This is a genomic window from Streptomyces sp. NPDC050842 (genome assembly GCF_044456565.1).
In the GTDB taxonomy this organism is placed as follows: Bacteria; Actinomycetota; Actinomycetes; order Streptomycetales; family Streptomycetaceae; genus Streptomyces.
In genome coordinates this window covers 536,791-559,354 of record NZ_JBITGA010000007.1, presented here as the reverse complement: position 1 = coordinate 559,354, position 22,564 = coordinate 536,791, and the positions used below count along the sequence as shown (strand labels likewise).

22 protein-coding genes are annotated in these 22,564 nt (G+C 73.3%); 9 read left to right on the top strand and 13 right to left on the bottom strand.

Translation table 11 applies throughout. From position 1 onward, the window contains the following. A partial coding sequence (locus ACIBG6_RS26210) for a methylmalonyl-CoA mutase family protein (protein ID WP_399225020.1) occupies window positions 1-780 on the top strand: 780 nt, incomplete at its 5' end. Between the two features lie 59 nt (window positions 781-839). Here the strand turns inward: ACIBG6_RS26210 and ACIBG6_RS26205 are convergent. Next, the gene (locus tag ACIBG6_RS26205) at window positions 840-1,499 is read right to left on the bottom strand and encodes an NADPH-dependent F420 reductase (protein WP_399225018.1); all 660 of its coding nucleotides are present in this window, start codon (window positions 1,497-1,499) and stop codon (window positions 840-842) included. A 75-nt stretch (window positions 1,500-1,574) separates the two neighbouring features. Between ACIBG6_RS26205 and ACIBG6_RS26200 the strand changes: the two genes are divergently transcribed. Further along, entirely contained in the window at window positions 1,575-1,925 is a 351-nt protein-coding gene (locus ACIBG6_RS26200; protein WP_399225017.1) for a winged helix-turn-helix transcriptional regulator, read from the top strand. A gap of 7 nt (window positions 1,926-1,932) precedes the next feature. Here ACIBG6_RS26200 and ACIBG6_RS26195 read toward each other — a convergent pair whose 3' ends face one another. After that, on the bottom strand, window positions 1,933-2,367 hold the full coding sequence (locus tag ACIBG6_RS26195; RefSeq protein WP_399225016.1) for a hypothetical protein: 435 nt from the start codon (window positions 2,365-2,367) through the stop codon (window positions 1,933-1,935). A 155-nt stretch (window positions 2,368-2,522) separates the two neighbouring features. Here ACIBG6_RS26195 and ACIBG6_RS26190 point away from each other — a divergent pair, with 155 nt between their 5' ends. Beyond that, window positions 2,523-2,846, top strand: a complete 324-nt coding sequence (locus ACIBG6_RS26190) for a nuclear transport factor 2 family protein (RefSeq protein WP_399225015.1) — start codon at window positions 2,523-2,525, stop codon at window positions 2,844-2,846. A gap of 40 nt (window positions 2,847-2,886) precedes the next feature. On the opposite strand, the gene ACIBG6_RS26185 is transcribed toward ACIBG6_RS26190, so the two are convergent. After that, entirely contained in the window at window positions 2,887-3,663 is a 777-nt protein-coding gene (locus ACIBG6_RS26185; RefSeq protein ID WP_399225014.1) for an SDR family oxidoreductase, read from the bottom strand. A 102-nt stretch (window positions 3,664-3,765) separates the two neighbouring features. Between ACIBG6_RS26185 and ACIBG6_RS26180 the strand changes: the two genes are divergently transcribed. Further along, window positions 3,766-5,409: an alkaline phosphatase D family protein gene (locus ACIBG6_RS26180; protein WP_399225013.1), complete on the top strand. Its 1,644-nt coding sequence runs from the start codon at window positions 3,766-3,768 to the stop codon at window positions 5,407-5,409. On the opposite strand, the gene ACIBG6_RS26175 is transcribed toward ACIBG6_RS26180, so the two are convergent. Further along, complete coding sequence (locus ACIBG6_RS26175) at window positions 5,396-6,397, bottom strand: Gfo/Idh/MocA family protein (protein WP_399225012.1); 1,002 nt, start codon at window positions 6,395-6,397, stop codon at window positions 5,396-5,398. The genes ACIBG6_RS26180 and ACIBG6_RS26175 overlap by 14 nt on opposite strands. 81 nt (window positions 6,398-6,478) lie before the next feature. On the opposite strand from ACIBG6_RS26175, the gene ACIBG6_RS26170 reads away from it, so the two are divergent. After that, window positions 6,479-7,789, top strand: a complete 1,311-nt coding sequence (locus ACIBG6_RS26170; RefSeq protein WP_399225011.1) for a multidrug effflux MFS transporter — start codon at window positions 6,479-6,481, stop codon at window positions 7,787-7,789. Window positions 7,790-7,803: 14 nt separating this feature from the next. Here ACIBG6_RS26170 and ACIBG6_RS26165 read toward each other — a convergent pair whose 3' ends face one another. After that, window positions 7,804-8,475 (bottom strand): hypothetical protein, encoded by a 672-nt coding sequence (locus ACIBG6_RS26165; RefSeq protein ID WP_399225010.1) that lies wholly within the window; start codon window positions 8,473-8,475, stop codon window positions 7,804-7,806. A gap of 156 nt (window positions 8,476-8,631) precedes the next feature. Here ACIBG6_RS26165 and ACIBG6_RS26160 point away from each other — a divergent pair, with 156 nt between their 5' ends. Then, complete coding sequence (locus ACIBG6_RS26160; RefSeq protein ID WP_399225009.1) at window positions 8,632-9,615, top strand: small ribosomal subunit Rsm22 family protein; 984 nt, start codon at window positions 8,632-8,634, stop codon at window positions 9,613-9,615. A gap of 3 nt (window positions 9,616-9,618) precedes the next feature. On the opposite strand, the gene ddaH is transcribed toward ACIBG6_RS26160, so the two are convergent. Next, window positions 9,619-10,449: a dimethylargininase gene (gene ddaH / locus ACIBG6_RS26155; protein ID WP_399225008.1), complete on the bottom strand. Its 831-nt coding sequence runs from the start codon at window positions 10,447-10,449 to the stop codon at window positions 9,619-9,621. Between the two features lie 232 nt (window positions 10,450-10,681). Here ddaH and ACIBG6_RS26150 point away from each other — a divergent pair, with 232 nt between their 5' ends. Next, on the top strand, window positions 10,682-11,461 hold the full coding sequence (locus ACIBG6_RS26150; protein ID WP_399225007.1) for a bifunctional DNA primase/polymerase: 780 nt from the start codon (window positions 10,682-10,684) through the stop codon (window positions 11,459-11,461). 106 nt (window positions 11,462-11,567) lie between these two features. On the opposite strand, the gene ACIBG6_RS26145 is transcribed toward ACIBG6_RS26150, so the two are convergent. The 7 genes from ACIBG6_RS26145 to ACIBG6_RS26115 all read right to left on the bottom strand — a co-directional run bounded on the left by ACIBG6_RS26145 (window position 11,568) and on the right by ACIBG6_RS26115 (window position 19,135). Beyond that, complete coding sequence (locus ACIBG6_RS26145; protein ID WP_399225006.1) at window positions 11,568-12,605, bottom strand: hypothetical protein; 1,038 nt, start codon at window positions 12,603-12,605, stop codon at window positions 11,568-11,570. After that, window positions 12,562-13,443 carry an iron uptake transporter permease EfeU gene (gene efeU / locus ACIBG6_RS26140; protein ID WP_399225003.1) on the bottom strand — a complete coding sequence of 294 codons (882 nt, stop codon included), beginning with the start codon at window positions 13,441-13,443 and terminating at the stop codon, window positions 12,562-12,564. The genes ACIBG6_RS26145 and efeU overlap by 44 nt, the downstream gene beginning before the upstream one ends. A gap of 30 nt (window positions 13,444-13,473) precedes the next feature. Next, window positions 13,474-14,733 carry an iron uptake transporter deferrochelatase/peroxidase subunit gene (efeB, locus tag ACIBG6_RS26135; protein ID WP_399225002.1) on the bottom strand — a complete coding sequence of 420 codons (1,260 nt, stop codon included), beginning with the start codon at window positions 14,731-14,733 and terminating at the stop codon, window positions 13,474-13,476. A 19-nt stretch (window positions 14,734-14,752) separates the two neighbouring features. Then, window positions 14,753-15,910: an iron uptake system protein EfeO gene (gene efeO, locus ACIBG6_RS26130; protein WP_399225001.1), complete on the bottom strand. Its 1,158-nt coding sequence runs from the start codon at window positions 15,908-15,910 to the stop codon at window positions 14,753-14,755. A 218-nt stretch (window positions 15,911-16,128) separates the two neighbouring features. Next, window positions 16,129-16,989 carry a heme ABC transporter ATP-binding protein gene (locus ACIBG6_RS26125; RefSeq protein WP_399224999.1) on the bottom strand — a complete coding sequence of 287 codons (861 nt, stop codon included), beginning with the start codon at window positions 16,987-16,989 and terminating at the stop codon, window positions 16,129-16,131. Beyond that, complete coding sequence (locus tag ACIBG6_RS26120) at window positions 16,986-18,110, bottom strand: FecCD family ABC transporter permease (RefSeq protein ID WP_399224998.1); 1,125 nt, start codon at window positions 18,108-18,110, stop codon at window positions 16,986-16,988. Before ACIBG6_RS26120 ends, ACIBG6_RS26125 begins: the two co-directional genes overlap by 4 nt. After that, a complete protein-coding gene (locus tag ACIBG6_RS26115; RefSeq protein ID WP_399224997.1) occupies window positions 18,107-19,135 on the bottom strand; it encodes a hemin ABC transporter substrate-binding protein in 1,029 nt (342 codons plus the stop codon). The genes ACIBG6_RS26120 and ACIBG6_RS26115 overlap by 4 nt, the downstream gene beginning before the upstream one ends. A 134-nt stretch (window positions 19,136-19,269) precedes the next feature. Between ACIBG6_RS26115 and ACIBG6_RS26110 the strand changes: the two genes are divergently transcribed. Together ACIBG6_RS26110 and ACIBG6_RS26105 are read left to right on the top strand one after the other, a co-directional pair. Further along, complete coding sequence (locus tag ACIBG6_RS26110) at window positions 19,270-20,760, top strand: HtaA domain-containing protein (protein ID WP_399224996.1); 1,491 nt, start codon at window positions 19,270-19,272, stop codon at window positions 20,758-20,760. Window positions 20,761-20,827: 67 nt separating this feature from the next. Next, a complete protein-coding gene (locus tag ACIBG6_RS26105) occupies window positions 20,828-22,537 on the top strand; it encodes an HtaA domain-containing protein (RefSeq protein WP_399224995.1) in 1,710 nt (569 codons plus the stop codon). Window positions 22,538-22,564 lie beyond the last annotated feature (27 nt).

The window sequence follows — 22,564 nt, the reverse complement described above, 5'->3', positions numbered from 1 at the left end:
TTCCGTGCGGCGCGTCGGATCTGGGCGCGGGTGATGAAGGAGGAGTTCGGTGCGAAGAACCCCAAGTCGCTGATGCTCCGCTTCCACACCCAGACGGCGGGAGTGGCCCTCACGGCCCAGCAGCCGGAGGTGAACCTGGTCCGGGTGGCGATCCAGGGCCTGGCGGCGGTCCTCGGCGGCACGCAGTCCCTGCACACGAACTCCTTCGACGAGGCGATCGCGCTCCCGACGGACAAGTCGGCCCGTCTGGCTCTGCGTACGCAGCAGGTCCTCGCGTACGAGACGGACGTGACGGCGACGGTGGACCCGTTCGCGGGTTCGTACGTGGTCGAGAAGATGACGGACGACGTGGAGGCCGCGGCGCTGGAGCTGATGGCCAAGGTCGAGGACATGGGCGGTGCGGTCGCGGCGATCGAGCGCGGTTTCCAGAAGGGCGAGATCGAGCGCTCGGCCTATCGGATCGCGCAGGAGACGGACAGTGGCGAGCGGGTCGTCGTCGGCGTCAACCGCTACACGATCGACGTCGAGGAGCCCTACGAGCCCCTCCGCGTCGACCCGGTCATCGAGGAGGAACAGGCGGCGCGCCTCGCGACGTTGCGCGCCGAGCGCGACCAGGCGGCCGTCGACGTCGCCCTCGTCGAGCTGAAGAAGGCGGCGGAGGGCACGGACAACGTCCTCTACCCGATGAAGGACGCCCTCAAGGCGCGCGCGACGGTCGGCGAGGTCTGCAACGCCCTACGCGAGGTGTGGGGCACGTACGTCCCCACCGACGCGTTCTAGGAACCGCGGACGGTGGCCCCGCCTCTCCGTCGGAGAGCGCGGGGCCCGCCGTACCTCCCTCACGCGCTCCCGGCACGCGGACCGGACGCGTAGGCCAGCGGCGGCGCGATCGCCTGGACGTCCGCCTGTTCCGCCACCCACAGGCCGATGAACAGCGCGGCGGTCGCCTCCAGCAGTCCGGCCCGGTCGAGGCCGCCCCCGGGCACCGGCTCGCAGCCCGTGTCCCGCACCAGCTCGTGCACCCGCGCGAGTGCCGTCTCGTCGTCCCCGCAGACCGGAACCGCCAGGGGGCGGCCGTCGAAGACCGGCGGGGTCATCCGCCACACGTCCTCGTGGCAGAGGTTGAACGCCTTGACGACGTGTGCGCCGGGTGCCGCCGAGGCCAGTCGGCGCGCCGCCGAGGGGCCGCCCTCCGTCAGCAGGCGGAAACCGGGCCCGACCGGATTGGCGCAGTCGAGCAGGGCCTTCCCGGTCAGCGGCGCCCGGAGCTCCCCGACGACCTCCGCGCCCGCCGCGTACGGCAGCGCGGCCAGCACGACCTCGCCGAAGCCGGCCGCCGCCCGCAGGGTCCCGTGCCCCGCCCCGCCCCCGATGCGGGTCGCGAGCCGCCGGGCCTTCCGCTCGTCCCGGCCTCCGACCAGCACCTCGTGCCCGGCCCGCGCCCAGTGCGTGGCCAGTGCGTCCGCCATGTTCCCCGTTCCCAGCACACCGATCTTCAACGATCTGTTCCCCTCGTGTCGGCCCCAACGGCTTTCGGGACGACACTAGGAAGCCCGTCAGGCACCATTCGGTACGTGACGACCGACGCCTATCTCGCCGACTGCCGTGCCCGCCTCGCCTTCGACCTTCTCTCCCACACGTGGAACGCCGTGCTGATCTGGGTCCTGCGGGACGGTCCCAGGCGCCCCGGCCAACTGCGCGAGCGCATCGGCGGCATCAGCCCGAAGGTCTTGACCGAGACGCTGCGGCGGCTGGAGTTCAACGGGCTGGTGGAACGGAAGGCCTACGCCGAGGCGCCGCCCCGGGTCGAGTACGAACTCACCGCTCTGGGGCGGTCGTTGCTCGACCCGATCGAGGCGTTCGGGGCCTGGGCCTTCGAGCACGGCGACGAGGTCATGGCCGCCCAGGAACGACACGGCGGGTGAACTCGCCTCAGGCGAGGACCTCGATCCTCCACTGGGGGTCGCGGTCGTCCGTCCGGGCGAACACGCGCTTGGGGAGCAGCGAGCGGTCCTCGAAGAGGTCGCGGCCGAGCGCGAAGCCGTTCTGGTCGATGGCGTAGACCCCGTCCCGGACCTCGTCGAGGCGGGTGACCGTGGTGACACCGTCCTCGGTGACGTGCTGGAGGCGCCAGACGGAGGCGGGGGAGTCGTCGGGCCGGACGGCGACCGGTGCCCGCTCGCTTCCCTCGGCGACGACGGTGTCCTCCGTGCCCTTCACGGTGAACCGGAACCCGCCGCCCGCCGGGCTGACGGCCCACTCGGCGGCCTGCTGCCGCTCGACGAGCAGGCCCACCAGGTGTCCGTCCAGGACGCCGACCGGGGCCTCCTTCGCGTACAGCTTGACGACCTTGAAGATGTCCGACATCGAGCCTCCTGTGCTGAGTGCGGCAGTTGTCCCGATCCTGCCCGGCCGGACGTGGCGCGGGCCAGTGAACACGCAGGTGCGTCCGAGCGACACACGGCCCGCGGCACGGCCGTGGTCCTCGGGGCGGGCGGGTCGTCGGGTGTACGGGTAGGGGCATGACGATCCCCGCGAGCCACCTCACCGACCCCACCGTGCGTGCCTTCGTCACGGCTCTCAACGCCAACGACGAGCAGGCCCTCCACGGGCTCCTGACCCCCGACGCGACCATGTCCGACGACGGCTCCGACCGCGATCTCCGCGAGTGGCTCGACCGGGAGGTCTTCTCCTCCCGCGGGCACATGGGCGTCGAGTCCGAGGCGGACGACGGGCGGGTGCTCGTCGCCACCTACCGCAACGACACCTGGGGCGAGATGCGGACCAAGTGGCAGTTCACCGTCGAGGGAGGGAAGATCTCCCGCTTCGAGACCGGCCAGGCGTAACTCCCCACCCGGCCATCGGCCGGGGCCGGCCGGACACCGCCTAGCCTCGGCCGATGTACGGCATCGCCGTGGCCATCACCGTCGCGAACTGGACGTTCGCCTCCAGCGGCAGCGCCGCCATGTGCACCACCGTCGTCGCCACGTCCGCCGCGTCCATCACCGGCTCCGCGGCCAGCTCCCCGTTGGCCTGGAGGATGCCGGTCTGCATGCGGGCCGTCATCTCGGTGGCCGCGTTGCCGATGTCGAGCTGGCCGCAGGCGATCCGGTACGGGCGCCCGTCGAGCGACAGCGACTTCGTCAGGCCCGTCATGGCGTGCTTCGTCGCCGTGTACGCGATCGAGTGCGGGCGCGGCACGTGCGCGGAGATCGAGCCGTTGTTGATGATCCGGCCGCCCTGCGGGTCCTGCTCCTTCATGGTCCGGAAGGCCGCCTGAGCGCACAGGAACGCGCCCGTCAGGTTGACGTCGACGACCGCGCGCCAGGTCTCCGGGGCCAGGTCCTCGACGGGGACGCCGCCGCCCGCGAACGTACCGGCGTTGTTGAAGAGCAGGTCGACCCGCCCGTACCGGTCCCGTACGGCCGCGAAGAGCGCCGCGACCTCCTCCGCCGAGGTCACGTCCGTCGGGACCGTCAGGAAGTCGCCGGCCGGGAGGGCCGCGGCCGTCTCCTCCAGGGCCGTGGCCCTGCGGCCGGCCAGGGCCACCGACCAGCCGGCCTCCGCGAGGGCCAGCGCCACGCTCCGGCCGATGCCCGATCCCGCTCCCGTCACCACTGCGATGCTCATGGGCGCGCAGCGTACGCGAGACGCGTGCCCCATGAACTCATCCGTCCGACACGTGGATGTTCTGTACCCGACAACGCGGCGTCGTCCTGTCCTCCTCGAATGGCGGAAGCGCAACATCCGTCCGGGGAGGGGCACATGGATCACGCACAGGGCCGCACAGAGGGCCATTCCGAGGAACTCCGCGCCGCCGCAGGTCACTTCGGCCGCCGCCGGTTCCTCACCGTCACCGGGGCCGCCGCCGCGCTCGCCTTCGCCACCCAGCTGCCCGCCGCCGGCGCGGCGGCCGCCGCCGAGCTCGACGGCCGGCGCGTCACCGAGGACCCGTTCACCCTGGGGGTGGCATCCGGCGACCCGCTGCCCGGCTCCGTCCTGCTCTGGACCCGGCTCGCGCCCCGCCCCTTCGAGCCCGGCGGCGGCCTGCCCGCGTCCCGCGTCTCCGTCCACTGGGAGATCGCCCGCGACGAGCGCTTCACCCGCACCGTCCGGCGCGGCCGGGCCACCGCGCACCCGGAGTTCAGCCACACCGTCCACGTCGGGGTCGACCACCTCGACCCCGACCGCGTCTTCTTCTACCGCTTCCGCGTCGGCGACTGGATCAGCCCCGTCGGCCGCACCCGCACCGCCCCGTCGCCCGTCGCCCGGAACTCCGGACTGAAGATCGCCGCCGTCTCCTGCCAGGCCTACCACGACGGGTACTTCACGCCCTACCGCCACCTCGCGCAGGAGGACGTGGACGTCGTCTTCCACCTCGGCGACTACCTGTACGAGTACGCCGTCAACGCCACCGGCGGCGCCCGCGCCTACACCGACCGCACCCTCCCGGCCGTCTTCAACCGCGAGACGATCACCCTGGAGGACTACCGGCTGCGCTACGGCCTCTACAAGTCGGACCCCGACCTGCGCGCCGCGCACGCCGCGCACCCCTTCGTCGTCACCTGGGACGACCACGAGACCGAGAACAACTACGCGGGCGGCACCCCCGAGAACGGCGTCCCGCCGGAGGAGTTCCTGCTCCGCCGCGCCGCCGCCTACCGCGCGTACTGGGAGCACCAGCCGCTGCGCCGCCCCCAGCAGCCGGAGGGCCCGGACATGCGGCTCTACCGGCGGCTGCGGTTCGGGCGCCTCGCGCAGTTCGACATCCTCGACACCCGCCAGTACCGCTCGGACCAGGCGTACGGGGACGGCTGGCAGGTCCCGGGCCCCGAGTCCGAGAACCCGGCCCGCACGATGACCGGCGCCGCGCAGGAGCGGTGGCTGCTCGACGGCTGGCACTCCGCCCGCACCCGCTGGAACGTCCTGCCGCAGCAGGTCGTGTTCGCCGAGCGCCGCGACCGCCCCACCGCCGACTTCAAGGTCTCCATGGACTCCTGGGACGGCTACCCGGCCTCCCGGCAGCGGATCCTCGCGGGGGCGGAGGCCGCCGGCGTCGAGAACCTCATGGTGCTCACCGGCGACGTCCACGTCGGCTACGGCCTCGACATCAAGGCCGACTTCCGCGACCCGGGCTCCCGGACCCTCGGCACCGAGATCGTCGCCACCTCGATCAGCAGCGGCAAGGACGGCGCCGACCGCCCGGCCAACTACGACAAGCTCACCCAGGCCAACCCGCACATGAGGTTCTACAACGGGCGGCGCGGCTATGTGACGGTGGCGCTCGACGAGGGCGGCGCCCGCGCCGACTTCCGTACGGTCCCGTACGTCACGACCCCGGGCGCCCCCGTCACCACCGCCGCCTCCTACGTGACGGAGGCGGGCAACCCGGGCCTCACACCCGCGTAGCCACCACCTCGGAGGGATAGCGGACGCCGACGCGCTCCCGTACGGCGTCGAGCGTCCGCATCACCGCGAGCGAACCCTCCAGCGGCACGAGCGGCGACTCCGTCGCGCCCGCCCGCAGGCAGCGCATCACCTCGGAGGCCTCGTGCCGGAACGAGTGCGGGTCGTCCGTCGACACGAACTCCTCCGGCTCCCGGCCGTTCCGGTGCAGCGTGAACCGCTCGGGGAAGAAGAAGCCGCGCGGCACGTCGATCCGGCCGAGCGTGCCCGTCACGGACGCCGTCAGCGGGGTGTCCGCGACCAGCGAGCAGGACAGCAGCGCCGAGGCGCCCGAGTCCCAGCCCAGCAGCATCCCCGTGTTCAGGTCGACGCCCTCCGGCGAGATCAGCGCGTGCGCCTGGACGGTGTCCGGCTCGCCGAGCAGCAGCTGCGCGAACGACACCGGGTACACCCCCAGGTCGAGCAGCGCCCCGCCGCCCACCGCCGGGTCCCGCAGCCGGTGGTCGGCGGCGAAGGGGCCCGCGAGCCCGAAGTCCGCCTGGACGGTCCGGACCTCGCCGATCGCCCCGTCCCGCACGAGCTCCGCGAGCCGCAGGACCAGCGGGTTGCAGTACATCCACATGGCCTCCATCAAGAAGAGGCCGCGGTCCCGCGCGACGGTGACCAATTCCTCCGCCTCGCGGGCGTTGAGCGTGAGAGCCTTCTCGCAGAGCACCGCCTTTCCCGCCTCCAGGGCGCGGCCGGCCGCCTCCCGGTGCGCGTGGTGCGGCGTCGCCACGTACACGACGTCGACGTCCTCGTCGGCGAAGAGCCCCGCCCACTCGCCGTACGCCCGCGGGATCCCGAACCGGTCCGCGAAGGCCTTCGCGGACGCCTCCGTACGGGACGCCACCGCCACGACCTCGGCGCCTTCGAGCGTCAGCAGGTCCGCCGTGAAGCGCTCCGCGATGCCGCCCGTCGCCAGGATTCCCCAGCGCACCGTTTCCTTCATGTTCCGCACCCGTCCCCACCCGTCCCACAGAGGTCTCGACCATGCCGGTCGAGCTGAGAGCATAGGCAAGGATTCAACGAAATGGAGCAGTCGATGCCGGAGAGCGGCCAGAAAACAACACAAGGGCACATAACCGAGAGCGCTCCGGTCGCTCCGGTCGCCGGCGGCGCCCCCGCCGCCCGGAGCGTGGGACTGCTCGTCACCCTCGTCCTGGGCGGACTCACCGCCCTGCCCCCGCTCTCCATGGACATGTACCTGCCGGCGCTGCCGGAGGTCACCGGCGCGCTGAACGCCCCGGCCGCCACCGTCCAGCTCACGCTCACCGCCTGCCTCGCCGGCATGGCCCTCGGCCAGCTCGTCGTCGGCCCCATGAGCGACAAGTGGGGCCGCCGCCGCCCGCTGCTCGTCGGCATGGTCGTGTACGTCCTCGCCACCGCCGTCTGCGCCCTCGCGCCCACCGCCGAACTCCTCATCGGCTTCCGGCTGCTCCAGGGCCTCGCGGGCGCCGCCGGCATCGTCATCGCCCGCGCCGTCGTCCGCGACCTCTACGACGGCGTCGAGATGGCCCGCTTCTTCTCCACCCTGATGCTGATCTCCGGCGCCGCCCCGATCGTCGCGCCCCTCATCGGCGGCCAGATCCTCCGGATCACCGACTGGCGGGGCGTCTTCCACGTCCTCACCGTGATCGGCATCCTGCTCACCCTCGTCGTCTGGCGCTTCCTCGGCGAGACGCTCCCGCCCGAGCGGCGCCACGAGGGCGGCGTCGGCGACGCCCTGCGCACCATGCGCGGACTCCTCGCCGACCGGGTCTTCACCGGCTACATGCTGACCGGCGGGCTCGCCTTCGCGGCCCTCTTCGCGTACATCTCGGCCTCGCCGTTCGTCGTCCAGGAGATCTACGGGGCCTCGCCGCAGACCTTCAGCCTGCTCTTCGGCGTCAACTCGATCGGCCTCGTCATCGTCGGCCAGATCAACGGCAAGCTCCTCGTCGGCCGCGTCCGCCTCGACAAGGTGCTCGGCTGGGGCGTCGGGGCCATCCTGCTCGCCTCCCTCGCCCTGCTCCTCATGACGGCCGGCGTCTTCGGCGAGGTCGGGCTCGTGCCGATCGCCGCCGGACTCTTCGTCCTCATGTCCGCGATGGGCCTGGCCCTGCCCAACACCAACGCCCAGGCCCTCATGCGGACCCCGCACGCGGCCGGCTCCGCCTCCGCGCTCCTCGGCACCTCGTCGTTCCTCGTCGGCGCCGTCGCCTCCCCGCTCGTCGGCATCGCGGGCGAGCACACGGCCGTCCCGATGGCCGTCGTCCAGCTCGCCTGCGCCGCCCTGTCCCTGGCCTGCTTCCTGGGCCTGTGCCGCCCGTGGCAGTCCGGCAGGACGGCCACGGGCATCTGAGGGTGTCGGGCGGGTCAGTACCCCGGGTTCTTGCCCGCCGCGACGATCCTGACCCGCTCGACCTGGACGTTCGAGACGTGCTCCAGGCCCGCGGGCTCGGTGTCGTTCACGTCGATGTGCGCGACGACGGTGCCGATGCGCAGGACCACATCGGCGGTGGCGTCGTCCGCGTACGCGTCGGTCTCGTCGGCCACGGTGGCCAGGGTCACCGGCTTCGACGGCTCTCCGTACTCGGCGGACTTCTTCCGCTGCTCGGCGGCCAGACCCTTCATGGCGGCGCGCGCCTGGTCCTCCGTCCCGAACGAGTAGAGCCGGAACTCCACGCGCGTGTCGTCCGCGTCGCCGCGGGCCTCCATGTCCTTCCCGCCGACGGCGACGAGCCCGTCACAGGCCACCCCCGTCTCCTCGGCGCAGTGCTCGACGGCCTCGGGCCCCTGGGCCATGAAGGGATCACCCCCGACGAAGATGTCGCCCACGGCGGACTCGACCGGCAGCGCGTTCATCAGACCGGTCGGGTCCAGCCACACGACCTTCGGCGCGTCCGCCCCCGCCTCGGCCCCCGGCTGCGCCTCCCCGGGAGCGGCCGGCGCCTTCTCGTTCCCCTTCGCCGGGACGCTCTCCTCGCATCCCGTCAGCGCCAGCACCAGCGCCGCTGCCACGGCAGTCCCCCGTACGACAGCCTTCACATGAACTCCTCGATCGACCGATTGCCTGCCAAGACTTGGCATGAGCACTCAACATCATCGGCGCTCCGTCGACCAACTCCGGTGCCCCGCCGGGACGCTCGTGACCAGCACCTCCGTGCTGCCGAGGGCCGAGGCCCGGCCGCCTAGAATGCTGCGGTGAACGCCGCCACCCCTCCCTCCGCCGAGTCCCTGCGCGCCGCCCTCGCCGGGCTCCTCGACGGGCTGCCGCCCACCCAGGCGACCAAGGCCGTCGAGCGGCTGATCGCCAACTACCGGGGCACCACCCCGACGGACACCCCCGTGCTGCGCGACCGCTCCGACGTCGCCGCGTACGCCGCGTACCGGATGCCGGCGACCTTCGAGGCGGTACGGGGCGTCCTCGACGCCCTACGGGAGGCCGCGCCCGACTGGGCGCCCGCCACGCACACCGACGTCGGCGGCGGCACCGGCGCGGCGAGCTGGGCCGTCGCCGAGGCCTGGGACGAGGCGCCGCCCCGGACCACCGTCCTCGACTGGGCCGAGCCCGCCCTCGCCCTCGGCCGCGAGCTGGCGGCCGGCACCCTCGACGCCGAATGGCGGCGCGAACGGATCGGCACCGCGCTGAAGCTCGCGGACACCGACCTCGTCACCGTCTCGTACGTCCTCAAGGAACTGACCGCGCCCGACCGCACGGCGCTCGTGACCGAGGCGGCGCGCGCCGCTCGGGCGGTCGTCATCGTCGAGCCCGGCACCCCCGACGGCTACGAGCGGATCATCGCCGCCCGCACCCTGCTGATCGACGCCGGATTCACCGTCGCCGCGCCCTGCCCGCACAGCGGCGCCTGCCCGATCGTGCCGGGCACCGACTGGTGCCACTTCTCGGCCCGCGTCAGCCGCTCCTCGCTGCACCGCCAGGTGAAGGGCGGCTCCCTGCCGTACGAGGACGAGAAGTACAGCTACGTCGCGGCCACCAGGTTCCCGGTGACCCCGGTCGTGTCCCGCGTCACCCGCAGGCCGCAGATCCGCAAGGGCCTGGTCCAGCTCGACCTGTGCGGCCCCGACGGGCTCGCCCGGGAGACGGTCACCAAGCGCCACGGGCCCCTCTACAAGCAGGCCCGCGACACCGAGTGGGGCGACTCCTGGCCGCCGGACACCGACTGAGCGCTAGGGCCTGAGCTCCTGCGTGCAGCACTTCACGCTGCCGCCGCCCTTGAGGAGCTCGCTCAGGTCCATCCCGACCGGCTCGAAGCCCCGCTCCCGCAGCGGCTCCAAGAGGCCCACCGCCGCCTGCGGCAGCAGCACGTGCAGACCGTCGCTCACCGCGTTCAGCCCGAGCGCCGCCGCGTCCTCCTCCGTCGCGATCAGCGCGTCCGGGAAGAGCCGGGCGAGCACCGCGCGACTGCCCGGTGAGAAGGCGGCCGGGTAGTACATGACCTCGTCCCGGGCGTCGTCCAGGACGCACAGCGCCGTGTCCAGGTGGTAGTAGCGCGGGTCCACGAGCTCCAGACCGATCACGGGCCGGCCGAAGAACTCCTGCGCCTCCCCGTGGGAGAGCGGGCTGGCGCGGAAACCGCGCCCCGCGAGGATCCACGAGGCGGTGACGGCGAAGTCGCCCTCGCCCTCGTTCACGTGCTCCGGGAGCCGGAGCGCCTCACCAGGCCAACCGTTCCCGCGGAACCAGGACAGGTGCGCGGCGGCCTCGTCGGCCCGCTCGGCATGGGCGAACTTCGCGCCGAGGACCCGGCCGTCGACGACGGTCGCGCCGTTCGCCGCGAAGACCATGTCCGGCAGCGCCGGGTCGGGAGCCAGGAGCTCCACGGTGTGGCCCAGCGCACGGTAGCGATCGCGCAGGTCCTCCCACTGGGCGAGGGCCAGCGGCAGGTCGACCGGTTTCGTGGGGTCCATCCAGGGATTGATCGAGTACGTCACCGTGAAGTGCGTGGGTGGGCACATCAGGTAGCGGCGGGGCGAGGACGTGCGCGGAGTGGGGCGCAATGTGGGCTCCTCACGAACGGGCGGACGGAAGAACCGAAGATCGGTGGACCCATGGTCCGCCCTGGGCGCGTCGCGCGCTGTGGACCGTTCGGGTGGTTCGCACGCCCCACCCGCACCACCACCCCGCGCACCCCGTTTCCGCACCCCGGTTCCACACTCCGGTCACCCGAGGCGCAGGATGGTGGGACCATGGGCAGAGCCGAACGGGCGAGCATGAGCTGTGAGGGGATAGATGGGCGACGGCATCGGCCGCTACCGCGGCACGGAGAGCAAACTCGCACAGTGGCTGCGCAGGCGCCCGAAACGCACCGCGGCCGAGGACGAGAACGACCGCGAGAAGCTGCTCCTGGCCACCGCCGCCGCCGGGCTGCCCCTGGCCCCCGCCGCGTATCCCGTCGGCTACAGCTGTTCCTGTGAGCGGATCGGCTGTCCCACCCCCGCCCGGCACCCCGTCTCCTTCGCCTGGCAGACCCAGTCGACCACCGACCGCGCGCAGATCGAGCGCTGGGCGCGGAACGAGCCCGAGGCGAACTTCGTCACCGCCACCGGCATGGTCCACGACGTCCTCGACGTGCCGATGGCCGCCGGCCGCGCCGCCCTGGAGCGGCTGCTCGCCGAGGGCGTCGAGGTCGGACCGGTCGCCGAGTCCGCCGACGTCGACACGGTCGGCGGGCGCATGCTCTTCTTCACCGCCACCCGCGGCACCCCCGAGGACGAGGACGAGTGGTGGCCGTGTGAGCTCGACTGCCACCCGGAGACGATGGACGAGCACCCGGGGCTGCGCTGGCACTGCCGCGGCAGCTACGTCCTCGTACCGCCGGCCCGGCTGCCCGGGGACGAGGACGCCCATCCGGTGGTCGCCTGGGTCCGCGGCCCCGAGCACCCGCTGCCGGACCCGCTGAACCTCCTGGAGACCCTCCAGGACGCCTGCGCGCGCCACGCGGCCGCACGGGAGGCCGAGAGCGACGGGGAGCACACGGCCCACGAGATCGCCTGGCCGCTGACCCGCTGACCCGCTGACCCGACGAGCCCCCGACCCGCCGAGTCCCTGACCCGCCGAGTCCCCGACCCGCAGAGTCCCCGACCCGCCGAGCCCCCGGCCTGTCGCGGGGGACCGGTTACGAGCCCTCCGCGCCCACCACGCCCTGGAGCCGGCCCGCGATCGTGACGCCGTCGCGGTCCGTGCCCGCCGGCTTCACCAGGACCGCCAGGTTCGACACCCACTCCTTGGTGACGGTGTTCTTCACCTCGCCGGTCAGCAGCGCCTTGACGTCCGGGCCGACCTTCGGCCGGTAGCCCTGCGCCGCCGTCTGCCGCTCGAAGTACCGGGTCGCGAAGAAGACGAACGCGCCGCCGTCCTTCGTCCGCAGCCCCAGCGGGGCGAAGTCCCCCTGGTCCGCGACGCGGTCGATGTACTGGGTGGCGAGCCCCGGCCGCTTCGCGGTCTTCTGCCGCTCCTCGCGCCACAGCGAGGTGTGCGGCCCCGCCGCGTACGGCCCCGGCTTCCCCTCCTGCAGATACGCCACGTACTCCGCCCCGAGGTCCCCGGGCGCGACCGCGAGGGCGTCGGTATCCGCGGCGACCGGCACCGCGTACCCCTCCTCCTCGGCGAACACGGGCACCGCCCGCGCGCTGAGGACCACCAGGTGGGCGACCTCCCACAGCTCGTCGGGCCCGTTGCGTACGAAGGCGAGGACCCAGCGCTGGTCGGCGCGGCCCTCGTCGACGTCGTGGTTCGAGTCGGTGTCCGCGACGAACCAGCGCGGCCAGCCCGCCTTGCGGGGCACGACGAACCGCGCGTCGCTCAGTTCGAGGGCCCGGTGGTCCGGGTTGCCGCCGGGGCTCGTGACCGCCCGCGAGCGCAGGCCCGCCTGGTTGATCGCCCCGAGCGGACCGGTGACCCGGTCCGAGTCGAGCGCGGGGTCGTTGGCCTTGTCGGCCCGGTTGTAGGCGGCGGTGAAGTCGGCGAGGGCCTGCGCGGCCTCGGACGTCGTCACCGCCGGGAGCAGCGCCGTCTCACCGTGGACCGTCACGCAGCCGCTCGCGGTCAGCGCCAGCACGGTCGTCGCCGCGGTGGCCGCCAGCGCCCTCACCGGTCGCGCCGCGAAGCGCTCAACCGGTCGTCTCGGCGCTCGCCTCAGCCTCAGCCTGCTCATCGGTCGCCTTCTGCTTCTCCACCCGCACGGACGGACCCGACCCTATCGGGGCCAGGAACAGCGCGAGCGTCGGGATCAGATACAGCGCCCACACCGTGACCTGAAGGACCGTCGGGTCCGGCTGGAAGTTGAAGACGCCCTTGAGGAGCGTGCCGTACCAGCTGTCCGGCGGGATCGTCGCCGAGACGTCGAAGGCCTTGTCCGCGAGGCCGTCGAGGAAGCGTGCCTCCTGGAGGTCGTGCACGCCGTACGCGAGGACGCCCGCCGCCACCACGACCAGCATCCCGCCGGTCCAGGTGAAGAACTTCGCCAGGTTGATCCTGACCGCGCCCTGGTAGAACAGCCGGCCCAGCAGCACCGCCGTGAGCAGGCCGAGGACGACGCCGGCCAGCGGCGCGTACGACCCGTCGGAGGAGGCCCGGACCGACGCCCACACGAAGAGCGCCGTCTCCAGGCCCTCGCGCCCCACCGCCAGGAACGCGGTCGCGACCAGCGCGCCCGTACCCATCTGCAGGGCCGCGTCGAGGCGTCCGTGCAGCTCGGCCCTCAGATGCCGGGCCGTGCGCCGCATCCAGAAGACCATCCAGGTCACCAGGACGACCGCGACGATCGACAGCGTGCCGCCGAGCAGCTCCTGCGCCTCGAAGGTCAGCTCCTGGGAGCCGAACTCGAGGCCCGCGCCGAAGGCCAGCGCCACCCCCACGGCCACGCCGATGCCGATCCAGATCGGCTTCAGCGCGTCCCTGCGCCCGGTCTTCACCAGGTACGCGATGAGGATGCAGACGACGAGGCTCGCCTCCAGGCCCTCGCGCAGGCCGATCAGATAGTTACCGAACACGTCGGTTCCCTCCCGGGGTTGCGTGGAGCGTCACGAGAACAGCGCCCGGCCCCACCAGTCGTCCTTGTCCCGGACGCCCGGCGGGATCGCGAACAGCGCCGAACCCACGTGCTGGATGTACTCGTTGAGGGCGTCGGCGCGGCCGAGCGAGGTCTGTACGGGGATGAAGCCGGTCCGGACGTCCTTCTGGTACGCGAGGAAGAACAGGCCCGCCTCCAGCCGGCCGAGGCCGTCCGTACCGTCCGTGAAGGAGTAGCCGCGCCGCAGGATCGTCGCCCCGGCGTTGGTGTCCGGATGCGCGAGCCGGACGTGCGAGTCCGGCTTCATCGCCTTCAGGAACGGCTCGTCGTGCTCCTTGGCCTTGCCGACCGGGGCGCCCTCGCGCTTGTCGCGGCCGAAGATGTCCTCCTGCTCGCCGAGCGAGGTGCGGTCCCAGGTCTCGACGTTCATGCGGATGCGGCGGGCGACGAGGTACGAACCGCCGTCCATCCACGCCGCCGGACCCTCCGCGTCCTTGCCGGAGACCCACACGTGCTGCGCGAGCCGCTCGGTCTCGGTGCCCGCGATGTTGCGGGTGCCGTCCTTGAAGCCGAAGAGATTGCGCGGGGTCTGGGCGTCCGGGGTCGTCGAGGACGTCTTGCCGAAGCCCAGCTGCGACCAGCGCACCGCGACCGTGCCGAAACCGATCCGCGCGAGGTTCCGGATGGCGTGCACGGCGACCTGCGGGTCGTCCGCGCACGCCTGGACGCAGAGGTCGCCGCCGCTGCGCGCCGGATCCAGGTTGTCGCCCGGGAACTTGGGCAGCTCCACCAAGGCCCCGGGCCGCTTGCCCTTCAGCCCGAAACGCCCGTCGAAGAGCGTGGGGCCGAAGCCGATCGTGAGGGTCAGACGGGACGGCTTGAGGCCGAGGGCCTCGCCCGTGTCGTCCGGCGGCGCCTCCGCCGGCCCGCCGTACGCGCCGTCGCCGACCTCGGCGCCGGCCGTCATCCGCTCGGCGGCCCGCGTCCAGTCCTTGAGGAGCTGGACCAGCTCCGCGCGGTCCGTCGTCTTCACGTCGAAGGCGGCGAAGTGCAGCCGGTCCTGGACGGCGGTCGCGATACCGGCCTGGTGCGCGCCGTGGAACGGCACGGCGGCGCCGGAGTCGGCGACCGGCGCGGTGCCGTCCCCGCCCCGGGCCAGGGCCACGGCGCCGCCCGCCGCGGCGGCACCGAGCGCGAGCCCGGCACCACCCCAGCCGATGACCGTACGGCGGGAGGCGCCCCGCACCGGGAGATCCTGCTCCTCGGACATGTCCTCTGCCCCCGTCCCGCTACTTGACGACCGCGGCGGCGAGCTTGGAGAGCGGCTCGGCCAGCGCGTTGACGCCGTCCGACAGCTCCTTGCGCTCGGCCGGGCCGACCTTCTCGTAGGAGGTGAAGACGTAGCTCGTCTTGTCCGTGCGGTACTTGTCGAGCAGCGTGTTCAGCGCGGCGAACCGCTTGTCGAGTTCGGCGACGAGCTTCGGGTCGTTCTTCGTGGCGACCGGCTTGAGCAGGTCGAAGGACTTCTGCGCGCCCTCGACGTTCGCCTTGAAGTCGACGAGGTCGGTGTGGGAGTAGCGCTCCTCCTCGCCGGTGACCTTGCCGGTGGCGACCTCGTCCAGGAGCTCCTTGGCGCCGTTGGCCATCGAGGTCGGGGTGATCTCGGCCTTGCCGACGCGCTTCACCCAGTCCGCGAGGTCCTTGTCCAGGGTGTCCGCGAGCTGCTTCTCGGCGGCGCCGAGCTTCTTGTCCTTCCAGAGCGCCTTCTCCAGGCGGTGCCAGCCGGTCCAGTCCTTCGCCGGGTCCTGGCCCTCCTCCAGGCCGTCCTCGCGGACGTCGACCTTGGGGTCGATGTCGCCGAAGGACTCGGCGACGGGCTCGGTGCGCTCCCAGCCGATGCGGGACTCGGCGTACGCCTTCTTCGCGGCCTCGATGTCACCGGCGCGGACGGCGTCGGTGAAGACCTTCACCTTGGGGAGGGTCGCGTCGGCCTGCGCCTGGACGTACTGGCGGTAGGCGGCGACGGCGGCGTCCATCTCCGGGGAGCGCTTGGCGGTCGCGGCACCGGCGCCGGTGAGCGTGACCTGCTGGCGGATGCCGTCGCCGACCATGCCGGGCTTGCAGGCGATCGTGTAGTCGCCTGCCTTGATCTCGGCGGTGATCGTGGCCTTGGTGCCGGGGCCGATGTTCTCGCGCTCGGTGACGATCCGGTCGTCCGGGTGGAGGACGTAGACCTCGGTGACCTTGGAGCCGCGGTTCTCGACGGCGAGCGTCACGTGACCGGCCGGGAACTCCTTCTTCGACACCTCGCAGGAGTCGTCCTTGGCGATCACGGTGACCGCGCCGTCCGCTCCCTTGGCGTCGCTCTTCTCGGCGCAGCCCGTGACGGCGGTCAGGGCGGCCGCGGTCGCGGCGGCGGTGACGACGGAGAGGCGGACGGCTCGCATGGGGACTCCAGGAACGCGGGGACAAGGGGTGGGACGCGCGGTGAAGCGGGGTGAGGCGGACCTAACTTAACCGAGGCTTACCTCAGCCATACCCGCTCGTTCGGTGATTCGGCTCTCAGCTCCGACACGACGGACACAGGCGAGTCACGGGCTCCCTATGGAGTCCTCATGGCAGGGTCAAGAGCCAGTCAAGGAAGGTGAATTGTCCGTTTGGCGGGTCAGGAGTCCCCGCGGACCGGCACGACGAGGGGGACCCCGGTCCGCGGGTGCGGGAAGACCTCCACCGGCTGCCGGTAGACCCGGCTCAGGACCTCCGCGTCGAGCACCTCCGAGGGAGGGCCGTCCGCCTCGATCCGGCCGCAGTGCAGCACCGCGACCCGGTCCGCGTGGGCGGCGGCGAGCCCCAGGTCGTGCAGCACGACGACCACCGCGTCCCCGGCCGCCGCGCGCTCCCGGCAGACCCGGAGCACCAGTTCCTGGTGGCGCAGGTCGAGCGCGGCGGTCGGCTCGTCGAGCAGCAGGAGCCCGGTCCGCTGGGCCAGGACGCGGGCCAGGGCGACCCGGGCCCGCTCGCCGCCCGACAGCGCGGAGAACGGGCGCCCGGCGAAGGCCTCGACCTCGGTCGCGGCCATCGCGAGCGCGACGGCCGCCTCGTCCTCGTCCTCCCGCTCGGTCCCGGCCCAGGGCGCCCGGCCCATCCGGACGACCTCGGCGACGGGGAAGGGGAAGGAGAGCGCGGCGGCCTGCGGCAGCACCGCCCGGCGCAGGGCGAGTTCACCGGCCGACCAGTCATGGGCGGGCCGCCCCCCGATCCGTATCTCCCCGTCGCTCGGGGCGAGATCGGCCGCGAGCGCGGCGAGCAGCGTCGACTTCCCGGCGCCGTTGGGTCCCACCAGGGCCAGGACCTCCCCGGCCCGCACCCCGATCCCGACGCCGTCGAGCACCGCCCGGCCGCCGAGCGAGACCCGCAGCCCGAGCGCCTCGGCGACGAGCTCGCCGCGCGCGGCGGGGGAGGGGAGGGCGCGCGTGCTCCGGGTCGGGAGCAGGGCCTTCCAGCGTACGGATGCCATGGATGTCATGCCCAACCACCTTGCCGACGACGGGTCCTGCGCAGCAGCCAGAAGAAGAAGGGGCTGCCCAGGAGGGCGGTGAGGACGCCCAGGGGGAGTTCGGCCGGGGCGGCGACCGTCCGGGCCGCCAGATCGCCGGCCGCCAGGACGACCGCGCCGCCGAGCGCGCTGCCCGGCACCAGGAAGCGGTGGCCGGGGCCGTTCGCCATCCGCAGCAGGTGCGGGACGAGCAGGCCGACGAAGGTGATGATCCCGGCGACCGCGACCGCCGCCGCGGTGAGCAGCGCCACCACCAGGATCAGCGCGATCCGCAGCCGCTCCACGTCCACGCCCAGGTGCCGGGCGGGCCGTTCGCCGAGCGCGAGCAGATCGAGCCGGCGGGAGTGGAAGGGGGCGACGGCCAGACCGAGGAGCGCGCAGGGCAGCACGGCGAGGACCTTGGGCCAGGTGGCCTGGGCGAGCGAGCCGAGCTGCCAGAAGGTGATCTGGGTGATCTGCGCGTTGTCGGCGAAGAAGATGAAGAGGCCGATCAGCGCGCCCGCGAAGGCGTTCACCGCGATGCCGGTGAGGATCAGGGTCACCACCTCCGTGCGGCCGCCCGAGCGGGACATCGCGTACACGAGGAACACGGTCACCAGGCCGGCGACGAACGCGCAGACGGTCACCGTCCAGTTCCCGAGGAAGGTGAGCCCGAGCGCGATCGCGCCGACCGCGCCGACGGCCGCGCCCGCCGAGATGCCGATGACGCCCGGCTCGGCGAGGGGGTTGCCGAACACGCCCTGCATGAGGGCGCCCGCGCAGCCGAGCGACGCGCCGACGAGGACGGCGAGGACGACGCGGGGGAGCCGGATGTTCCACAGGACGCTCTCGGCCGTGCGGTCGAGCGCGCGCCCGCCCAGCCCGATCCGGTGCTGAACGGAGGCGAGGACGTCGCCGAGCGGGATCTCGTACGCCCCGATCCCCGCGGAGAGGAGGGAGAGGAGGAGCAGGACGGCGAGGAGGGAGACGGTGAGGACGGTGGACCGGCCGCGCCGCGGACGCGGGGCGGAGGCGGGATCCTCCTTCCCCGCCTTGACCGCCTTCCCTGTGTGCTTCTCCGTGTGCGGCGGGGAATCCTGGAGCGCCGTCACCTCTTCTCCCCGTACAGCTGGCCGACGAGGGACTGCAGGACCTGGTCGGTGCGCGGGCCGTAGTTGAGGAGCACGCCGTCGTCGACGGTGACGACCCGCTTGTCGGCGCCGGCCGGGGTCTGTGCGACGCCCGGGATCTTCACCAGGCCGTCGACCCCGCCGACCGAGTCGAGCCCCTTGCGCATGACGAGGATCGCGTCGGGCGCGGCCTGCGCCAGGGCCTCGCTGGTGATGGGGGTGAAGTCCTTCTTCAGTCCGGACTCCTTGCCCGCGTCGATCGCGCCGGTCGCTTCGAGCAGGGAGCTCGCGCCGGACTCGGCGCCGCCGAGCAGATAGACGGCGGCCGAGCCGCGGACGTAGAGGAAGGCCACCCGCGGCTTCTCCTCGCGGGCCGGGATCCCCTTCCGTACGGCGTCGATCCGCTCCTGGGTGCGCTTCTTGAGCGCGGTGCCGGAGTCGCGTACGCCGAGGGCGGCGGCGACCGCGTCGATGCGGGTGCCGACGTCCGCGAGGTCCTTGGCGGGCTTCACGACGACGAGGGGGATGCCCGCGTCCCGGATCTGGGCGACGGCCTCGGCCGGTCCGGTGGTGGACTCGGCGAGGACGACGGTGGGCCGCAGCGAGAGCACGCTCTCGGCGGAGACGTCATGGGCGCGGGTCACCACCGGGAGCTTCGCGGCCTGTTCGAAGGTGGCGGTGATGTCGCGGGCGACGACCTTCCCGCCGAGACCGAGGGTGAAGACGATCTCGTTGAGGGAGCCGCTGAGCGGCACGATCCGCTCGGTGGAGGCGACGGTGACGGTGCGCCCGTCCGCCGAGGGGACGGTGACGGGCAGTCGGGGCCCGGCCGGGTCGGCGAGCGGCTCGACCCGGTCGGGGGCTGTGGCGGCCTCGGCGGAGGCCGGGGCGCCCGCACCGCCGCCCGCACCGCCGCTTGCGTCGCCGCTTCCGTCACCGCAGCCGGTCGCCGCGAGGGCGAGGGCGAGCACTGCTGTCAGCGCTCCCGCGAGGCGAGTTCTGCGCACCGGACACCGTCCTGTCGGTCGTTCTGTGACGTTCTGTTGCGTTCTGCCGTGCTCTCGGGTCGGAGGGGTTCCGGCCGAGGCTCGATGCAGCTTAGGTTAGCCTTACCTCACTTGCTAGCCCTCGGAGGGGTTCCATGCTGCTGTCCAGACCCACCCGCGCGCTCGCCGTGAGCCTCTTCACGGCCCTGCTCGCCGCCCTGATCCCGGCCTCCGCCGCCCACGCGGACAGCCGCACGGTGCAGGGCGGACGGCTCGACTGGGCCATCAAGTCCTCCTTCCAGAGCTACGTCACCGGACCCATCGCGCACGGCGGTTGGGAGCTCACCGGCGGCGCCGCCACGGTCGGCGGCAGCCAGTTCCGCTTTCACTCCGCGCAGGGCTCGTACGACCCCGGGACCGGCGCCTTCGAGGCGGCCTTCTCCGGCGGCGTCCGCTTCACGGGCCACCGGAAGGCGGACGGCACGAACGAGCTGGACCTCACCATCAGCCGCCCCCGCGTCGTCATCCAGGGGGGCCGCGGCACCCTCTACGCCGACATGGCGAGCAAGGCCAAGGGCAGCGGCCGCATGAGCGTCACGGCCCAGGTGCCGCTGGCCGCCCTGAACCTCGGCGGCATCGACATGCGCGGCGGCGGCAGCCCCGTCGCCCTCGACGGCGTGCCCGCCACGCTCACCACGCAGGGCGCGGCGGCCTTCGCCGGCTACTACCCGGCCGGTACGCCGCTCGACCCCGTCAGCCTCACCGTCGACGTCCAGAACCCGAAGCAGGCCACGCCGAGCACGACACCGACCACCGCACCGAGCACCGCGCCGACGGGCAAGCAGGCGACGGCAACCCCCACGGGCTCGTCGCCCACGGCGAGTTCCCCCAACGCGCCGGCGAGCACCGGCACCCTCAGGACCGCCGCCGTGGACTGGGGTGTCCGCCGCACGTTCCGCGAGTACGTCACCGGGGCCACCGCCCAGGGCAAGTGGACCCTCGCCGACGGCGCCCAGGACGGGGGTGCGCTCTTCCGCTTCCCGAGCGGCAAGGGCACGTACGACGCGAGGAAGCAGACCCTCGACGCGGCCTTCGCGGGCAGCGTCCGCTTCACCGGCGCCCACCTCGACCTCACGCTCGCCGAGGTCACCGCGAAGGTGACCGACGGCAAGGGCACGCTGACCGCCGACGTCACCAGCGCCGGGACCACCACGAAGGCCGTCCCCCTGGTCACCTTCACCGCCCCGGACTTCACCCCGAAGAACGGACTCGCCGCCGTCGCCGAGGCCCCCGCCACCCTCACCGAGGGCGGCGCCAAGGCCTTCGGCGGGATGTACAAGGCGGGGACCGCGATGGACCCCGTGTCGCTCGCCGTCACGGTCGACGCCACGGCGAAGCTGCCCGCGCTCCCGGACCTCGGCAGCGGGGTCACGTCCTCCGCCGCCCCGACGAAGGCGCCCGCACCGGCCGCCTCGTCCGCGCCCTCCCCGGCCGTGGCCTCCACGGCCTCCACGAGCTCCACCGGCACGTACGTCGCGATCGGCGCGGGCGTGTTCCTCGCCGCCGCGCTCGCGGTCCTCGTCGCCGTACGCCGTCGCCGTACAGGCACCGGCACCGGCACCGGCACCGGCACTTCCACGGACTGACCCCCACGCCCCGCCCCGCGCGCACCCCCTGCGCCGCCCCCGCGCACCACCTAGGAGAGCCCCCGACATGGCCACCCCCTTGCGCCGATCCGTCACCCTGGCCGCCGCCGTCGCCACGGCCGCCGCCCTCGGCACGGGCGCCGTCGCCCTCGCGCTGCCCGCCTCGGCGGCCGACGCCCCGCCCCCGATGACGCTGAGCGACGGCACCCTGGACTGGGGCATCAAGCAGTCCTTCCGCTCGTACCTCGCCCAGCCCTTCGCGCACGGGAAGACCACGCTCGAGGGAGGCGCCGAGCAGGCCGCGAACAACGGCGTCTTCACCTTCGTCGACGGCACCGGCACCTACGACATGGGGACCCACGGCACCGCCAACTCCTTCAAGGGCGGCGTCCGCTTCGAGGCCCACTCGGGCGCCCTCGACATCCGGATCTCGGACGTCAGGCTGACGACGAAGGGCACGGCCGCGCCGACCGGCGAGATCACCGCCGACGTCGTCACCAAGGAGAAGGACGGCACGGTCAGCACCCGCGACGACGTCTCCTTCGCCGCGCTCGACATGACCGGCGTCCGGCCGGCCCAGGGCGCCGGCGGCGCCATGGTGTTCAAGGACATACCGGCGAAGCTGACGAAGGGCGGCGCGGAGGCCTTCGCGGGCTTCTACAAGGAGGGCGACCAGCTCGACGCCGCCACGCTCACCGTGAAGGCGGGCGCCCGGCCGACCACCGCGCCCCCGACCACGCCGCCGCCGACCACCGCGCCCCCGACGACCCCGCCCGTCACACCGACGACGACGGCGCCGGCGTCCCCCGCCCCCACCACCACGGCGCCGACGTCCCCGGCCCCCACCACGACGGCCCCGACGTCCCCGACCCCCACCACGACGGCCCCGACGTCCCCGGCCCCGACGACCACCGCCCCCACCACCGCTCCCGCGACGCAGCCGCCGACCGACCCCGCCGGCGTCGTCGACGGCAGGCTGACCTGGGGCGTCAAGCAGAGCTGGCAGCGGTACGTCGGCGAGATGTGCGGCGGCTCCGTCACCGCCTCCGGCGGCGCCGTGAAGCGGGGCTCCGCCTACGACTTCGGCTTCGGCAAGGCCGACCTGGACGCCGACGCCCGCAAGGCCGAGGCCGCCTTCTCCGGCAAGCTCGCCTTCGTCTGCGACGCGCACGGCATCGACTGGACCGTCGCCGACCTGAAGGTCAACGCGACCGGCACCACCGGCACCCTCACCGCCGACGTCACCAGCGCCACCGGCACCAAGAACGACGTGGCCCTGGTCGACCTGGACCTGTCCAAGGCCGACTGGACCGTGACCAAGGGGCTCGTCACCCTCGCCGACATCCCGGCGAAGCTCACCGCGGCCGGCTCCGCCACGTTCAGCGCCCCGGGCGGCCAGGGCGGCTACCCGGCGGGCACCGAGATGGACCCGGTGACCGTGACCCTCGCGGCCGACAAGGACGCCTCGCTGCCGTCGACCACCGGCGGCTCCTCGACGACGGGCGGCTCCGGCAGCACCGGAGGCTCGGGTTCGGCCGGCGGCTCGTCCACCACGGGCGGCGCCGGCACCGTCGGCGGTTCCGGCACGGTCGGCGGTTCCGGCACGGTCGGGGGCGCGGGCACCGTCGGAGGCTCGTCCGCGACGGGCGGCTCCGGCGCCCTCGCCGCCACCGGCTCGGGCACCCCGACCGGCCTCCTCCTCGGCGCCTCCGGCCTGATCGCCGGCGCGGGCGCGGCCGTCGTCATCGCCGTCCGCCGCCGCGCCATGGAGTCCTGACCGACACCCCTCTACCGCCACCCCCCA

Bases quoted from the DNA above. Each gene is read 5' to 3' on its own strand.
- ACIBG6_RS26195 (WP_399225016.1), bottom strand. From the start codon at position 2,367: ATGTCGGACATCTTCAAGGTCGTCAAGCTGTACGCGAAGGAGGCCCCG.
- ACIBG6_RS26190 (WP_399225015.1), top strand. From the start codon at position 2,523: ATGACGATCCCCGCGAGCCACCTCACCGACCCCACCGTGCGTGCCTTC.
- ACIBG6_RS26185 (WP_399225014.1), bottom strand. From the start codon at position 3,663: ATGGGGCACGCGTCTCGCGTACGCTGCGCGCCCATGAGCATCGCAGTG.
- ACIBG6_RS26180 (WP_399225013.1), top strand. From the start codon at position 3,766: ATGGATCACGCACAGGGCCGCACAGAGGGCCATTCCGAGGAACTCCGC.
- ACIBG6_RS26175 (WP_399225012.1), bottom strand. From the start codon at position 6,397: ATGAAGGAAACGGTGCGCTGGGGAATCCTGGCGACGGGCGGCATCGCG.
- ACIBG6_RS26170 (WP_399225011.1), top strand. From the start codon at position 6,479: ATGGAGCAGTCGATGCCGGAGAGCGGCCAGAAAACAACACAAGGGCAC.
- ACIBG6_RS26150 (WP_399225007.1), top strand. From the start codon at position 10,682: ATGGGCGACGGCATCGGCCGCTACCGCGGCACGGAGAGCAAACTCGCA.
- ACIBG6_RS26145 (WP_399225006.1), bottom strand. From the start codon at position 12,605: ATGAGCAGGCTGAGGCTGAGGCGAGCGCCGAGACGACCGGTTGAGCGC.
- efeB (WP_399225002.1), bottom strand. From the start codon at position 14,733: ATGTCCGAGGAGCAGGATCTCCCGGTGCGGGGCGCCTCCCGCCGTACG.
- efeO (WP_399225001.1), bottom strand. From the start codon at position 15,910: ATGCGAGCCGTCCGCCTCTCCGTCGTCACCGCCGCCGCGACCGCGGCC.
- ACIBG6_RS26125 (WP_399224999.1), bottom strand. From the start codon at position 16,989: ATGACATCCATGGCATCCGTACGCTGGAAGGCCCTGCTCCCGACCCGG.
- ACIBG6_RS26110 (WP_399224996.1), top strand. From the start codon at position 19,270: ATGCTGCTGTCCAGACCCACCCGCGCGCTCGCCGTGAGCCTCTTCACG.
- ACIBG6_RS26105 (WP_399224995.1), top strand. From the start codon at position 20,828: ATGGCCACCCCCTTGCGCCGATCCGTCACCCTGGCCGCCGCCGTCGCC.